The 14,078-nt window shown below is 33.2% G+C and carries 13 protein-coding genes, 3 pseudogenes and 1 other annotated feature; of the genes and pseudogenes, 5 read left to right on the forward strand and 11 right to left on the reverse strand.

Annotated features, from left to right (window positions below):
- Positions 1–438 precede the first annotated feature (438 nt).
- On the reverse strand, positions 439–1,827 hold the full coding sequence (locus B6K90_RS08510) for an amino acid permease (RefSeq protein ID WP_088012303.1): 1,389 nt from the start codon (positions 1,825–1,827) through the stop codon (positions 439–441).
- A 60-nt stretch (positions 1,828–1,887) separates the two neighbouring features.
- Positions 1,888–2,124, reverse strand: a binding site (T-box leader).
- 394 nt (positions 2,125–2,518) lie between these two features.
- Here B6K90_RS08510 and B6K90_RS08515 point away from each other — a divergent pair.
- Positions 2,519–4,114, forward strand: coding sequence for an FMN-binding glutamate synthase family protein (locus tag B6K90_RS08515; RefSeq protein ID WP_088012304.1), 1,596 nt, complete (start codon positions 2,519–2,521; stop codon positions 4,112–4,114).
- Between the two features lie 184 nt (positions 4,115–4,298).
- Here the strand turns inward: B6K90_RS08515 and B6K90_RS08520 are convergent, their stop codons facing one another.
- The 6 genes and pseudogenes from B6K90_RS08520 to B6K90_RS08540 form a co-directional block, all read right to left on the reverse strand.
- The gene (locus tag B6K90_RS08520) at positions 4,299–4,514 is read right to left on the reverse strand and encodes a lipid II flippase family protein (RefSeq protein ID WP_268875918.1); all 216 of its coding nucleotides are present in this window, start codon (positions 4,512–4,514) and stop codon (positions 4,299–4,301) included.
- Complete coding sequence (locus tag B6K90_RS24530) at positions 4,507–4,731, reverse strand: transposase (protein ID WP_088012305.1); 225 nt, start codon at positions 4,729–4,731, stop codon at positions 4,507–4,509. The genes B6K90_RS08520 and B6K90_RS24530 overlap by 8 nt, the downstream gene beginning before the upstream one ends.
- Positions 4,692–5,054, reverse strand: a pseudogene (locus B6K90_RS08530) (IS110 family transposase); the annotation flags it as partial. The gene B6K90_RS24530 and the pseudogene B6K90_RS08530, both read right to left, overlap by 40 nt.
- Before the next feature lie 122 nt (positions 5,055–5,176).
- Positions 5,177–5,353 (reverse strand): IS110 family transposase, encoded by a 177-nt coding sequence (locus B6K90_RS23375; RefSeq protein WP_139840702.1) that lies wholly within the window; start codon positions 5,351–5,353, stop codon positions 5,177–5,179.
- 871 nt (positions 5,354–6,224) lie between these two features.
- A complete protein-coding gene (locus B6K90_RS08535; protein ID WP_088012307.1) occupies positions 6,225–7,022 on the reverse strand; it encodes a DUF6270 domain-containing protein in 798 nt (265 codons plus the stop codon).
- A 440-nt stretch (positions 7,023–7,462) separates the two neighbouring features.
- Positions 7,463–8,095 (reverse strand): annotated as a pseudogene (locus tag B6K90_RS08540) (SpoVR family protein); the annotation flags it as partial.
- A 181-nt stretch (positions 8,096–8,276) separates the two neighbouring features.
- On the opposite strand from B6K90_RS08540, the gene B6K90_RS08545 reads away from it, so the two are divergent.
- On the forward strand, positions 8,277–8,825 hold the full coding sequence (locus tag B6K90_RS08545; protein WP_088012309.1) for a hypothetical protein: 549 nt from the start codon (positions 8,277–8,279) through the stop codon (positions 8,823–8,825).
- 203 nt (positions 8,826–9,028) lie between these two features.
- A complete protein-coding gene (locus B6K90_RS08550) occupies positions 9,029–9,448 on the forward strand; it encodes a DUF3888 domain-containing protein (RefSeq protein ID WP_088012310.1) in 420 nt (139 codons plus the stop codon).
- Positions 9,449–9,496: 48 nt separating this feature from the next.
- On the opposite strand, the gene B6K90_RS08555 is transcribed toward B6K90_RS08550, so the two are convergent.
- Positions 9,497–9,931 carry a hypothetical protein gene (locus B6K90_RS08555; RefSeq protein ID WP_088012311.1) on the reverse strand — a complete coding sequence of 145 codons (435 nt, stop codon included), beginning with the start codon at positions 9,929–9,931 and terminating at the stop codon, positions 9,497–9,499.
- Between the two features lie 184 nt (positions 9,932–10,115).
- Here B6K90_RS08555 and B6K90_RS08560 point away from each other — a divergent pair, with 184 nt between their 5' ends.
- Together B6K90_RS08560 and B6K90_RS08565 are read left to right on the forward strand one after the other, a co-directional pair.
- Entirely contained in the window at positions 10,116–10,427 is a 312-nt protein-coding gene (locus tag B6K90_RS08560; protein WP_088012312.1) for a hypothetical protein, read from the forward strand.
- Positions 10,428–10,717: 290 nt separating this feature from the next.
- Positions 10,718–11,952 (forward strand): annotated as a pseudogene (locus B6K90_RS08565) (IS110 family RNA-guided transposase).
- Positions 11,953–12,442: 490 nt separating this feature from the next.
- Here B6K90_RS08565 and B6K90_RS08575 read toward each other — a convergent pair.
- The 3 genes from B6K90_RS08575 to B6K90_RS08585 form a co-directional block, all read right to left on the reverse strand.
- Positions 12,443–12,709 (reverse strand): SunI/YnzG family protein, encoded by a 267-nt coding sequence (locus tag B6K90_RS08575; RefSeq protein ID WP_088012314.1) that lies wholly within the window; start codon positions 12,707–12,709, stop codon positions 12,443–12,445.
- Between the two features lie 155 nt (positions 12,710–12,864).
- Positions 12,865–13,239 carry a DUF2750 domain-containing protein gene (locus tag B6K90_RS08580; protein ID WP_088012315.1) on the reverse strand — a complete coding sequence of 125 codons (375 nt, stop codon included), beginning with the start codon at positions 13,237–13,239 and terminating at the stop codon, positions 12,865–12,867.
- 160 nt (positions 13,240–13,399) lie between these two features.
- The gene (locus B6K90_RS08585; RefSeq protein WP_088012316.1) at positions 13,400–13,912 is read right to left on the reverse strand and encodes a hypothetical protein; all 513 of its coding nucleotides are present in this window, start codon (positions 13,910–13,912) and stop codon (positions 13,400–13,402) included.
- Between the last annotated feature and the right edge of the window lie 166 nt (positions 13,913–14,078).

Below are 14,078 nucleotides of genomic sequence, written 5' to 3' on the forward strand. Positions count from 1 at the left end.
TTAATCATTGAGACTAAGATTGTTTATCTATAAATACTCCATCACATATATTTGCAATAAAAGCTAAAAATTTGAAAATTAGATAGTTGAATATAATTTAAAAATGAAAAAGGTAGTGATATTGTTTACTGATTCATAAAAAAAACGCCTTTACAAGGCGTTCCAGTATGTAGACAAAGTACTAAAAACTTGATTTTCAGACTGATTGCAAGCGCTTGTCTTTCGAGGCGCGAAGCCTGGTGAGGAGCGGAGTTACCCTAGACGGTAATGAGCACCGCAGACAGGCGAAGCAACGAAGAAAGCGAGCGTTTGTCAACAGTCTGAAACGCCTTTACAAGGCGTTCTCAAAGAAACTTCTGATGAATATAAGGAATTACTTTTTTCACATCTAATTCCAAATTTTCATAGTAATCCTTCAAATAAATTTCACCATCTATTTCAATTATTACTAATTTCACTTCTACTAGTTTTTGTTAAGGTCTTTTTGTTAAGGCCAATTTGCCATAGATACGTTAAGGTAATAAAAATGTAGATGCAAAGTGTAATAATCGTTACGATGATTGGAGTTGTGAAAATGATTCCGATCAGAATCATAAGTAAAGCGACGATTACAGCCCAAGTCGTATACGGAAACCATTTAACTGAATAGGCACTTGTTTCCACAGGTGATTGTTTACGTGATTTCACATGGGCGAAGGCAATGATCAACCAGATGAATAATACCGTATATCCTAGCGACCCCATTAGGAAATCAAAAGTCTTACTTCCAGCAAATAAAGAAATAAGTACACCACCGAATAAAGTGGAAGTACACATTAAAATTGCGTAAACAGGAACTTTTTTCTTTGATAAACTCGAAAAGATTTTCGGAATGCGACCGTCCACGGCTTGCGTATACAGAACGCGGGATGAACCATATAATCCAGAGTTCATTGATGAAATAATTGCTATAAGAACAACGGCGTTCATAATATGGTCAGCACCTGGAATTCCTATCATTTTAAAGACCATCACAAACGGACTTTCTGGCACCCCGTTTACTTTGTTCCAAGGAATTAAACTAACAATGATAAAAAATGGAATAATATAGAAAGAAATGATTCTAATCAATGTACTGCGAACAGCTTTTGGAACAACTTTTTCGGGATTTTTTGTTTCTGCCAATGTGACCCCGATAATTTCTGTACCTCCATATGAATAAATTACAACCAGCATCGCTGAGATTAAACCTGTTGGTCCATTCGGAAAGAAACCGCCATGGTCAGTCAGGTTAGAGAAACCGACTGCTTTATGATCACCAAAATTAACAAGTAGCAGTATTAATCCAGCCAAAATGAACACAATGATGACTGTAATTTTAATTAAAGCAAGCCAGTACTCTGTTTCAGCAAAAACCTTTACTGATAGCAAGTTAATTACTGTAACTAACACTGAAACAGCTAATGCCAGTATCCAGATTGGATATTCAGGCAGCCAATATTGAATGAAAATCGCTGCAACAATTGATTCAGCCGTGATGTTCAATACCCACATTTTCCAATAGATCCAATCAAGGAAATAGGCAGGATACTTTCCTAAAATAGATTGGACAAGGTCCCTGAATGTTCTTGCATCGCTATTTTTGACCGCCATTTCAGCTAAACCTTGCAGTATGAATAATAAGATGATGCCCCCTATCAAGTAAGGAATAATTATGGAGGGGCCTGCCATATCAATCGCTGAACTACTTCCTTTAAATAAACCTGCCCCAATTGCACCTCCTAATGCCATCATCGTAATATGTCTTGAAGTCATCGTCCTTTGTAATTTCCGTTTGTCCATTTTCATATCCTAACCTCCCAAAAAATCAAAAAAGGCATATCATCACTTCCTCCATAATCAAATGAAGAAAGAGACGATATGCCTTAAGCTTACCGCGGTACCACTCTTATTGGCTCTTTTTTGAACCCTACTTTAAAAACCTTGTAACGAAGGTCAATCGTTAAAACAAAAGAATAGATTAAAGCTAATCTTCCGCTTTACCACTCCCAGGCAAGTTCAAAGTATCATTGGACTGCGTTCCACCAACCCGCAGCTCTCTTTACCGAATAATTATCTTTTACTACTCCTGATCTTTGCGTTTTGAAAAAATAAACAAATATCTGAATATTTTTTATAATAACTAATACTATACGGATGAGAATTAGATATGTCAACAACTTTTTCGGGATAATAATTTTCTTTTTTAAAGGGGAAAGTTAAACTGATGAATGGAAATTCTCCGTTTACGCTGCTCTTTTTGGGCCTGATGAGCGAGAAATTAGCGACCTTCGCACATATTTTATCAGTTATTAAGGTGAACCGAACCATAACAATAAAATACATAGGAAGAAGCAGATATATGTTTGCTTCTTTTTTATATACCGAATATTCTTGATTGTTAATTTGATTATGTATAAATACTGGATAATCTGCATAACTTTGGAAATCTTAATTATAAATGTATATTAGAAAGGAATTATTGCTAGGGGGATTAATATTGAATTTAACAAATGTTTTAGTTATAACTGGATTCATTTTTTCTGCCTTAATATTTTTAGTTTTAATAATAAGTGCATTATATTTGTTTTTTATAGACCGTAAACAAAAGCAGCACCCAATACTCCGAAATTACCCAGTGATAGGGCGAGCTAGGTACTTCTTAGAAACTATTGGCCCTGAACTGCGTCAATACTTATTCAACAATGACTCAGAAGGTAAACCCTTTTCCCGAAGTGAATATCAGCATATTGTCAAAAAAGCAAAATATAAACGGGATGTCCTTGGTTTTGGGTCTACTAGAGATTTTGAAGAAGAAGGGTATTATATTAGTAATACAATGTTCCCTAAACTATCAGAAGAATTAAAAATGGATCAGCAAATAAAAGTAACTACAAATCGATACTTATTAATAAAAGAGCCTTTATTTACACAGAAGCATGAACGGTTAGAGAAGAATGAATCACTTGCATATTTGTTGGATGATAGTGATGTAATTGTGATAGGTAGAAACACCAGGAACCCTTTTATTGTAAAAGGTCAGATTGGTATGTCTGCCATGAGCTATGGCTCACTGGGTGATAGAGCTATTACTGCACTCTCAGAGGGATTAGCTATTGCTAAGGGGACATGGATGAATACAGGTGAAGGCGGTTTGTCTGAATACCATTTAAAGGGTGGCGTAGATATTATCATGCAAATAGGCCCAGGTCTATTTGGAGTTAGAGATAAGGATGGTAATTTTAGTTGGGATGCCTTAAAAGAAAAAAGTAAAATTCCAGAAGTGAAAGCTTTTGAACTTAAATTAGCTCAAGGTGCTAAAACACGTGGTGGACATATTGATGGTGAAAAGGTGACAGAGGAAATTGCAAGAATAAGAATGGTAGAACCGTATAAATCAATTGATAGTCCAAATCGTTTTCAAGAGTTTCAGGACTTTCCTTCGTTGTTTGATTTTATGGAACGTATTCGAGAACTTACAGGTAAGCCTGTAGGAATGAAAGTGGTTATTGGTAGTAAGCATGAAGCTGATGAATTAGCAAAACATATAAAAAATACTGGGAAAGGCCCTGACTTTATTACTGTAGATGGTGGTGAAGGCGGGACAGGTGCCACATACCAGGAACTGGCTGACAGTGTGGGCTTGCCTATTAAATCTGCATTACCATTATTGGATTATGCTTTAAAAAAATATGGCGTACGAGATCAAGTCAAAATTATAGCCTCAGGAAAATTATTTTCACCTGATCGAGTAGCCATTGCACTAGCAATGGGGGCTGATCTTGTTAATATTGCAAGAGGTTTTATGATAACGGTTGGTTGTATTCAAGCATTAAAATGCCACTCCAATGCATGTCCAGTCGGTGTCGCCACAACAGATCCTGATTTACAAAAAGCCCTTGTCATTGATGAAAAAAAATACCGTACGGCGAATTATCTAATCTCAATGCGTGAAGGTTTATTTCGGTTAGCCGCAGCAGCCGGTTTGGATTCCCCTATTCACTTTAAAAGTGAACATGTAGTTTATAAGGATGAAAAAGGAAAAGTATGGTCACTGGAGGAAATTTATCAATCATTGGTTGAACAAGTAGAATAAAAATAGAACCTCCACTTAACGCATGTGATAGTTGAAAATTCTGAGCAGCCATTAGCTGCTCTTTTTTGTTATAGTGATAGAATTGTTGAATAGGTATTTAACACAATTGTAGGAAGAATTGCAGGTGCTTATATTTATATACTCCTTTTTAAAGAGGAAAGGGATTTTTAGTTGCATAAGGATTTTATATCCACTTCGCAAACCAAGCAACATAGTATGCAGCAGGAATAAATAAAAATTGAGACAAGATTGTACCAAAAAATTTAGAACTAATCATTGTTATCGAATAACTTTTTAAGTAAATATAATCACTTTGTTTTTTCATTACTCTATCTGCTAAAACAGAAGCTTTAGGATCAATAAATAATGTTAGTAACATTGTAGATATACCATTAACTATTCCAGATGACTAAAACTTTACCTTGAACCTTGGAACCGGTTGAATACTCTTTAGGAACCAATCCAGCATAGGACATTAGTTGTCTTGGATTAGAGAATCGAGAAAATTGACTAATTTCCGCAACGAGAGTCACAGCTATTACTTCAGCAATTCCTCTTAATGTTTGTAGGGCTTGAATTACTGGTGCGTGTTCACTTTCAATTGTTTCTTCATGAATTTGAGCTCAATGCGTTTCAACCTTTCTTCAACTTCATAAATTGAATGAAAGTACTCTTGAAATACGATTAGTAAAGTTGTTTTTTCAAATGTAAGTGAATTCAACCAAGTACGATGTTTTACAGTCCAATTACGAACACCTTGAGGTGGACGTATTTCATGACGAAGTAAGAAGTGCACCAGTCTTTGACGAACTCGTTGTATATCTTCTCGAACATCATGACGAGCCCGAATTAAATCCCTTAATGATTCATGTGTTTCATCGGGTACCCAAACGGAAGTTAGCTCTCCAGCTCGAAGAAGCTGAGCTAATCTCAAGGAATCACGACGATCTGTTTAACTCTATCTCCAGTTCTTTTTGGAATAAGTGATGGTGCAACAACAATACATTCAATCCCCATTGATAAAAGCTGACGATAAATACTATAACCACAAGAACCTGCTTCTTAACACACAAGGAATTTCTCTGGCTCACCCAACTTCTTAAAAAGCTTACGAATACTTTCGGGTGTATTTTGGATACTTCCATGAAATCTCGGTTCCCCTCGTCCTTCTTCAGCAATACCTACGGAAATAATCTCTTTTGAAACGTCTAAACCAACAAATATTTGACTATCCTTCATAATATAAACGGCTCCTTTTGTTTGTAGCTCTACATTTGGTTTTGGTAGGCTTATTGATTACTACCATTCTTGCCAAGTGCAACCTACGATAAGCAAAATGGAGCCGTTTCGTTCATTATGACTAACCTGCCTTTTAGTATAATAAATCGACTGCCGAAGCAGTCGATCGTTGTACAACAAAACCATGCTTTAGTTACATAACAAAAGGCTTTTCTACCTTTTACTCTCTAAAACCTTTGCCAATAACTCTAATTGAATGTATTTTGTACTAAATGCAACAACATAAACTTCTTTTCCATCGATCGTTAGTTAGATGTACAATTTCCTTGGTAACCACTCCTCTTTCCACTACACCAACGTCTGGTTTGCCATTTACTAATTCTGCTTTTTCTCTATCAATTAATGTATGATAAACGATTGCTTCCATCGAATGGAAAGATTTTTGTTCGTTATGGTCATTATTTCACCCAGACAAAATAATTGCTGTTAATACACCAGGCATAAGAGATTGAACCCTGAGCTTCATTCTAATATTGAAAGCAGCACACAAATTCATCTGCATTAATTACTAAGTACGCTTGTCCCTCAAACTGGTTCTTGACACTTTTCTCAAACCATAGCCAAGTACATAATGAAGTTTAACATTAGCTAGGACAGGAGATATTACACCATTTTGCGGAGTACCAGTTCCATCTTTTTATTTTAAATTGAAGAGAATCAGTATTAATATCCATTGAATATAATTAATGAGCTGTCCTTTTATCTTATCTGTGATGATATTCGCTGAAATTTGTGATACCTATTGGATATTCATCTTACACCCTCCATTTTCGGGCATAATAAAAAGCACTCTAACTGGAGTGCTTGCATCTTACTTTTTTGCTATTTCATGTTTTAAAACATGCCTCGTTATTGTATTAAACAAGTCGTTATAATACTCTTTTGTCATATGATATGGGTGATTACCAAAAGGATGATTTGGATCGCCAAAATATGTTTTTTGATTCATATCAATAATATCTATATCTGGAAAATCCTTCCTAATGGATTCATATATTTCAAGATATCTAGTATTATTTTCTTTAACCTTTTGCTGCGTACCAATATCATATCGCACAGGATATTTTTCGTCTCCTATGTATCCAAAGGCCTCAAAGAAACCATTAATTATTAGTTTTGTTTCCGGGAGCTGTTCTTTAATAATTTGATAAAACTTGCCAAAACCCTTATAGAAGAATTCAAGGAATCTCGCATTCTTATGTATATCGTATGTTTTTCCACATTTTTTCGTTTTATAAAATTTAGTTTTCCTAAATCCATTCGGATTGTTCGATAAAAAATGATCCTCTGATTGATCTAATTTAACATATCCGTAATTAACGTCAGCAAAGAAATCGATTATAATGTATTCCGGCATAGATTCAAGAATCTCTTTAAGGGGTTCTTTACTTAAATCCCTTAAAAGTGTATTCCATCTGTGGTCCCTTAATCTGCCTCCTGTATCCAAATCCTCTGTCGACAGCTCAACCGGTTTTGCGACCAAACTCGTAAAGGAGGTCTGCCACGCAGTTGAAACTACTTCAAATAATTCCTTATGATAGGGTATAAATTTCGAATTAAAAATATCTCTAGAAACACAACTTCCTATAACAGCGATTTTTATTGTCATGCTTAAATTTCCTCCTGATTAAATCATTCTTCCGTGCTAAAAACGATTGGCTCGATATATTTTTGATTAAGCTCTAATTTAGAATCAAATATTTTGTATTGGCAAGTTATCATCAGAAAGATCTTTTCTTTCAATTCCTACAATAACTGATATCCATATCTTTCAATTATGAAGTAATCATCATTTTTATTAATTAATCTCCCCTTTAATAAACAAATTATACCAAAGGGTATCCGAACTGTATATCAGTTAATTAGTTATAAATTTTATCAATAGTAATCTCATAAACATAAATGATTTTAGTTACAGCCATTGTTTAGTATCATTACTTTCAAAAACCTACATGTATATTCACTTATGTATTAGTTGCATAAGTTACATTTATCGAAGAAGAATTTCATACTTTCTAATCCATTAAAAAACCACCTAAAAAGGTGGCACTAAATATACTTCCGATGAATATTCTTCCCATCATAACTAAATAACACAGACTTATTCTCAATATTCGTCTCTAAATGAACCCCTCTACCCCACAACTGATGAATATACGGCATAACCTTCTCAACATACTTCACATCAAGTTCCATATGTTCATAAGAATGCTTCAAATAAAGCTCCCCGTTTTTTAAGTAATCGCCTTCTTGAACAACAATATAAGGGAATCCACCATTTACTCGACTAACTACAAGCTGATCCCGTACATTTTCCCATGCCTTATCAGTGACTTTATATTCCTTACCTTGGCGCTGGGATAAATACATATCTTCACTCATGACAAGGTCTTTCGTTAAGTAGTTTCGTATAAATGAACTATCAGACTCTAACTCTCGTACTTCAAACATTTTTTCTCGACCGCTACCAGGTTTTACACCTAATTCTCTCATTTCTTTTGTTGGATTATTATATCGCTCTTCTATATCTTCAAACATTCTTAATCCTAAATAATACGGGTTAATGCTTGTTTTTGATGGCTGAACTACTTCTGCATTAAGCTTTGCGTACTCAATTGCTTCATTAGAATCAAGGTTTAATTCACGCATAATTCTTATATGCCAGTAACTTGCCCAGCCTTCCGTCTTTTAAAGTTCTTCTTTTTGACCAAGAATTTCAATTCCTTATTCAACATAATGGCAGTTTAGTTGAACAAGGATTTAAAAAAATAGCATAGAAATATATATATATTAAAATGATGTTAAAAAGTGGGTAATAACACTTCATCAAATAGCATTAAAATTAGATAAGGGGGAATGTGGTTTGGAGAAAAAGACATGGTTAGTGTCTATATTGATGATTGTCTTGTTATTTGGTTGTAAAAATATTAATAATGACACTTTAGATACATCTAATTTAAAAAAAGTAGAACCAAAGGGAAATCTTACGGAGGAACAATTAAAAACCATACCAGTAAGCTATGAGGCTTCCTCGTTAGACGAGGCGTTAGATGCACTTCCGTTTAAGGTGAAAATGCCGAATGATATTCCGTTTGATGCTACACCTTTTCGAATTTCTACAATTGATGATGTTAAACATGATGGGAAAAATTTGAGAGTTAGTTTTACATCATTTTCAAAGGATAAAAATGATGAGATTATCTTATTGATAACAGTTCATAATTTTAAAGTGGAGTATAGTGGTTCTAGTAAGAAGGTTAAGTTGTCTGACGGAGTGAACGGTCAATATAATGGAAATACGCTCACATTCGAAAAGAATGGGATTTATTACGAAATAGGATACAATAACAAGAATATTTCGTCTGAACAGCGCAAGAAAGATATTATCAAAATCGCAAATCAAATGTTATAAATAGTTTTTAAATAGTAAAAGTAAGAACAATATTGTATAACAAGTTGTTGAACTAACTGATGCTTTAGTTCAATAAGACACAGACTGCTTATTCAGTTTTTTTTATCTCAAACATAATAAGAATGTGATGATCCCTTAGTATAAATGTAATGGTTTGTTGGATACTTATTCTAATAGTTATTTGATTATTAGAAGGTGATGAAATGAAAATTAGAATTTATACCGCATTTCTTGTGATTGGAATTTTGATTGGAAATCAATCTACTTGTAATGCGGCAAACAGAACATATCAAGAGGATTCTAAAGAGCTACAATTTCAGGATTTATTAATGGTTTATTTAAATGAACAAATCGAACGTGATGTAAATAATTATTATGTGAAAAATTTTAATAGACGCGTTGATGTTTATCCATATGATGTTGATTTTATTAATATAGAACGTTTGAATGGGTTTAGAGGGTTTGATTTCAGGGTTACTGTTGAGACAAATCCTAGTGTAGGTGCGCATAACTCTGTTGGCAAAGATAGACTCACGTATGAAATAGCATTTTCGATTAACCAAAAAGCAAAATTATTAAAACATGAACATTTGAAAACTTATTTAGAATCATTTAATTTATAAAATTGAAATCTCTCTTCAACTAACGCACTGCGTTAGTTGCATAAGATATCAATTTTTTAATTCATTAATTACTGATAATGCCGTAGTGTTTATAGGATCATTCTCCAGAATTGAATTTGCCACTTCAATAGCTTCTTCGTTACTTAATAACCTTTCAGGGAGCTTATTAAAATAAAGGATATACTCTTTGTAACTATTATCTTCTGGCGATAGTTCCATTGCTTTTTTCGCATGATGAAACGATGCTTGATATGCTCCCTCCAAGTAGTTTAAAGCCATACTCAGAATAAATGAAATCATATAATGATTTTCGGATGATTCTTCCTCTAGGAGTTGAAAGTTTGCAAAAGCATAAGGTGCAATGCTTTCTTCTTCATAGGCTATTAGAAAAAGCTCTTCTAACAAAGATTCTCCATCCATATTAGAAGAAAGTTCTCTCGCTTTAATAAAATCACCACTAAGTATTGCATCCTTAAAATACATTTTATTTACGCTCCTTGAGTAAAAACTTAAAAATAAATATAGGAAATTAAACTAACTAAAGCATGCTTTTGTTGAACAACATGATCGGCTGTTTAGTCGATTTTTTTTATTCAACAAAATGGCAGATTAGTTGCATAAGAAATGATAAAATTATGAGTGTTATAAGTTGATGGGGGTGAATCAAATGGGGTTAGATATATATTATTATGATAAAAAGAAGGAAGAACATTTTCTTGCAGAAATAAGTGAAGGTTTACATAACCAACTATTTTTCGGAAACATACATCCAGATGAGTGGGGTATTCTTAGTAAAATAAGAGAATATTATGGTGCTGATTCAGTAGTTACCTTAAACAGAAGTCAAATTGATGAATTAATAAAAAAATTTTTATCTATTAAGGAGTTTATACCAAATAAATATAAAAATGAAATAGATGAATTAGTAATAATTTTAAGAAATAAGGAATTTGATAATATAACTATTGCAGGTGATTAAAAAGATTTTTGAGACAATGACATTATTGAACTAACGCATGCGTTCGTATTATAAGGTCAACCAGTTAAATTTTCTGGTTGACCATTTTTTATTTGGTCTTATGATTAAAGTAGTCGGGGCAGAACGAAGCTTGCGTGGGGCTTAGACCCCGTCAACTAAACAGTTCACCCCCTACTTATAGAAACATGCTTTGGGCTGGTTGGGACAAGGATCCCGAATAACAAGTGAACCTATGACACTATAAGGGAGTATTAGGGGAACCGATAAATTTAGTTTTAGGAGGAGATATTATGAATCCAGTAGTTGGTCTGGATGTCGCAAAAGGTGAGAGTCAGGTTCAAGGTTTTTTAGATAAAAAGACTCCTTTCAAAAGAAGTTTTAAGATTTTACATACGGTTGAAGGCTTTGAGCAGCTACTTCAATTCTTACAGAAAATCGAAGAAACAACGAATACAAAACCAGTATTAATAATGGAATCCACAGGGCATTACCATTCACCTGTTATGCAGTTCTTAGATAACTTAAATTATATTTATATCGTTATTAATCCATTAATCTCTTATCGAGCTAAAAGTTCGAGTTTAAGAAAGGTAAAGACTGATGTCATCGATGCGTACCACCTCTGCGAGCTGTATTACAAAGAAGAGTTAGAGCCATATAAAAAACGTGGTGCACAATTACTAAACCTGCGAAATTTAACAAGACAGCACGATCATTTAACGGGTATTAGTTCTCAGGCAAAACTACATTTTCTAGCGATTCTAGATCAAGTGTTTCCTGAATATCGAGGAGTTTTTGGCGACTTGTATTCTAATGTTTCGCTCTTAACTTTACTAGAGTTTCCTTCATCTGAAACTGTGTTACAAGCAGGTGAAGACCAGCTAGCTAGACGAATCGCATCTTTATGTACTAGTCGATCTAAACAATGGGCAAAGGAAAAATCAAAGCTTTTAATTACTGCGGCTGAAAAAATCCGTTTCAAGTTAATCTTTATAAAAGTCTTATTATTTCGCTTGAAATGCATATCAAAATGGTTCTTCAATACAAAGAACATCTATCCAATTTGAAAGCAGAGATAGATGTCCTCGTAAAAGAAATTGAAGAATATACTATCATCCAATCAATACCTGGTATCGGAAAAAAAATCGCGGCAACGATTATCTCTGAAATTGGTGAAATTGATCGGTTTGATAATCCTAAAAAACTTGTGGCTTTCACTGGAGTTGATCCGAGTGTCTTTGAATCTGGTAAATTCACAGCCAGTAGAAACCGTATTACAAAACGTGGTTCTAGTCGATTGCGACATGCGTTATTCATGGCAGTTCGGTGTGCAATTCGTGATAATCGTAAGAGTAAGACAACAGACGAAATCAGCCCACGAAATAAACGAATGCGACAATTTTATGATAAAAAGCGCGAAGAAGGAAAACCATTTAGAGTAACAGTTATTGCTTGTGTAAACAAACTATTACATTGGATTTATGCCCTGTTAAAAAGCAAAACGACGTTCCAAGATCTAGCTTAAAATCTGAATAAACTTAAATTACCACAATCTTCCAATTTCATTTATATGGAAGATTATTTGGCATGTCAAAAATAGTATAACATGAGTCACAAAATTTTTTTATTGAAAATTATTGACAAACTATTAGCTGGTTTAGTTCAACAAGTATTATACTTTACTTCATTTTTGACTTGTAAAAAAACCAACCACCCCAACCTCCAGCTAATACAAGAAGCAATAAAACAAAACTATTTATTGGGTACTTAGAATTGACTAACTGAAACCTATAAATAAAAGATAAAACAATAATAATCGAAAATGTAACAAGTCCAAAAATCAATCTTATAAAATAATCTTTCATAAAGATAAACTTCTACAACTGTCGTATAACATTACGGGGATCCTTTTTTACTATGATGTTACTAAACTAACGCATACGTTCCTATAAGGGTAATTCTTAACAATCTTATTAGTAATACGAAAAAAGGATTGCCCCGCAATCCCTAATTTGTTAATTTTCTGCAATAGCTGATTTAATTTTATTCATAATTGTTGCGTAATTAGTTGTAAATAATAAATAGTTATTTGTTTTTGTCTGGATTGCAATCCTATCAGTAGTACCATAAGGAGAACCAATTCTTATTGCATCTTTCTCTTTTCCCGCATATGTATCATCAGATGTAACATTAACAATTTCATTAATAGGAATTTCTACTTTGGTTAACTGATGCTTAATTATTAATTCATTACCTATTTTTTCTACTTTAATTCCCAACATTGTGTTTCCTCCACCCTAATTATTCAGATTTGTCACTATATTTTACCTTATTTTTCCATTTTCTGCATCGTAATTTAAACTTTCTTGTTCAACTATCATGCCATTTTGTTGAATAAGAAAAAGCGATCTTCTATTGAAGTATCGCATGCGTTAGTTCAATAATTTTCAAGTTCAGTTTCCAAATCTCTGAGTAATAATTCATATTCTACTACTGCCATTTTATCATCTACTGGAAAAATTGCAGGTTTGATTTCATCTTTTTCCATTCTAGGTAGCCACTTATTTATAAAATCATCTAACTCAATAGTGATTGGTTTACAATTAGCCCACTCAAGTTTTGCATAGTTTTGGGCAAATTCTTTTTTAGGAAAGAAAGGGATAACTTTATTACCATTTTCATCAATAGCAGTAACAAATCCATCATCATATAACGCCCAAACTTCTTCATAATCAGCAACTTTTTTTATGAAATATTCATATCTGATATTTGCTGGTAATTTAATAATCGCTTCGAATTCTTTATTATTCATTTCTTCGTACCTCAAGTAATTAATTGTTTAATTTCATTTTATCACTAATTTCCTTATGCATATCCTGCCATGTAGTCGAATAAAAAAAGCCACCTGAATTGGCAGCTTCTATTCAACTCATGCATGCTTTAGTTGAATAAATATTGCTATTTAAAAGAATTTATTTACCCCAATATTCAATTGTTACATCTGAATATTCATCTTCGCTAAAAACAAAACCGAAATTTAATTCCTCTGATACAACAACTAAATCATCGTGCATTTCTAACATTAATTTCATAATAATATTTTTGCATTCTAATAACGGTAATGTAAGGGCAATTGGATATTCGAGATAAAGTTGATTACTACTTCTAGAGTAAAAACCAAATGTAGAAGGATAAAACAGAACAATTTCCTTTACATAATCCTTATAGTAATTAAAAATAAAATCAATCTTTGAAATTATTGTATCTTCGTCATAAGGGAATTTAAGAGTTTTTATTTTACCAGTTTTTATTCTGTCATAAATTTTATTATGAGCTTCTTCAGATAATTGGTATTCAGCAAACGCTTTATTGGAAATATCTATTTCGTGGTAATTCTTTAAATCGTCCACAAGTTGGATCTTTGCTTGTTTTATTTTATTTTTTTTCAGTAATTTCTCTAACTGAGTTTTTCTATCATTTGTCATATTATCACCTAACTACAATCTATACGTTTTAACTAAAATTATAACATTCCTTATTCATACAGATAGGTAAGGGTTTGAAGTTATCGCTCCCTTTTCCCCCTGTTCACACCGCACGTGCGACTTTCACCGCATACGGCGTTCCAACTACTCCAATTTATTCTTTTCT

The organism is Gottfriedia acidiceleris (assembly GCF_002128425.1).
In the GTDB taxonomy this organism is placed as follows: domain Bacteria; phylum Bacillota; class Bacilli; order Bacillales; family Bacillaceae_G; genus Gottfriedia; species Gottfriedia acidiceleris.

Coding starts and splice junctions, on each gene's coding strand:
- B6K90_RS08510 (WP_088012303.1), bottom strand. CDS start 1,827: ATGAAAATGGACAAACGGAAATTACAAAGGACGATGACTTCAAGACAT.
- B6K90_RS23375 (WP_139840702.1), bottom strand. CDS start 5,353: ATGAAGGATAGTCAAATATTTGTTGGTTTAGACGTTTCAAAAGAGATT.
- B6K90_RS08535 (WP_088012307.1), bottom strand. CDS start 7,022: ATGACAATAAAAATCGCTGTTATAGGAAGTTGTGTTTCTAGAGATATT.
- B6K90_RS08550 (WP_088012310.1), top strand. CDS start 9,029: ATGAAAATTAGAATTTATACCGCATTTCTTGTGATTGGAATTTTGATT.
- B6K90_RS08555 (WP_088012311.1), bottom strand. CDS start 9,931: ATGTATTTTAAGGATGCAATACTTAGTGGTGATTTTATTAAAGCGAGA.
- B6K90_RS08560 (WP_088012312.1), top strand. CDS start 10,116: ATGGGGTTAGATATATATTATTATGATAAAAAGAAGGAAGAACATTTT.
- B6K90_RS08575 (WP_088012314.1), bottom strand. CDS start 12,709: ATGTTGGGAATTAAAGTAGAAAAAATAGGTAATGAATTAATAATTAAG.
- B6K90_RS08580 (WP_088012315.1), bottom strand. CDS start 13,239: ATGAATAATAAAGAATTCGAAGCGATTATTAAATTACCAGCAAATATC.
- B6K90_RS08585 (WP_088012316.1), bottom strand. CDS start 13,912: ATGACAAATGATAGAAAAACTCAGTTAGAGAAATTACTGAAAAAAAAT.